Below are 858 nucleotides of genomic sequence, written 5' to 3' on the forward strand. Positions count from 1 at the left end.
ATCAGTGAAAACGAGTAGGGCGGGACACGTGATATCCTGTCTGAATATGGGGGGACCATCCTCCAAGGCTAAATACTACTGACTGACCGATAGTGAACCAGTACCGTGAGGGAAAGGCGAAAAGAACCCCTGTGAGGGGAGTGAAATAGAACCTGAAACCGTGTACGTACAAGCAGTAGGAGCACCTTCGTGGTGTGACTGCGTACCTTTTGTATAATGGGTCAGCGACTTAATTTTAGTAGCAAGGTTAACCGTTTAGGGGAGCCGTAGGGAAACCGAGTCTTAACTGGGCGTACAGTTGCTAGGATTAGACCCGAAACCAGGTGATCTAGCCATGGGCAGGTTGAAGGTTGAGTAACATCAACTGGAGGACCGAACCGACTAATGTTGAAAAATTAGCGGATGACTTGTGGCTAGGGGTGAAAGGCCAATCAAACCTGGAGATAGCTGGTTCTCCCCGAAAGCTATTTAGGTAGCGCCTCGGACGAATACTACTGGGGGTAGAGCACTGTTAAGGCTAGGGGGTCATCCCGACTTACCAACCCTTTGCAAACTCCGAATACCAGTAAGTACTATCCGGGAGACACACGGCGGGTGCTAACGTCCGTCGTGGAGAGGGAAACAACCCAGACCGCCAGCTAAGGTCCCAAAGTATAGCTAAGTGGGAAACGATGTGGGAAGGCTCAGACAGCCAGGATGTTGGCTTAGAAGCAGCCATCATTTAAAGAAAGCGTAATAGCTCACTGGTCGAGTCGGCCTGCGCGGAAGATGTAACGGGGCTAAGCTATACACCGAAGCTGCGGCTACGTACCTTAGGGTATGTGGGGTAGGGGAGCGTTCTGTAAGCCGTTGAAGGTG

The 858-nt window shown here is 51.2% G+C and carries 1 rRNA gene; it reads left to right on the forward strand.

The features are described 5' to 3' along the window. Positions 1–858, forward strand: a 23S ribosomal RNA gene (locus OQJ75_RS22435); the annotation flags it as partial.

Origin of the sequence: Vibrio sp. 14G-20 (assembly GCF_026241515.1) — a bacterium.
Taxonomy (GTDB): Bacteria; Pseudomonadota; Gammaproteobacteria; order Enterobacterales; family Vibrionaceae; genus Vibrio.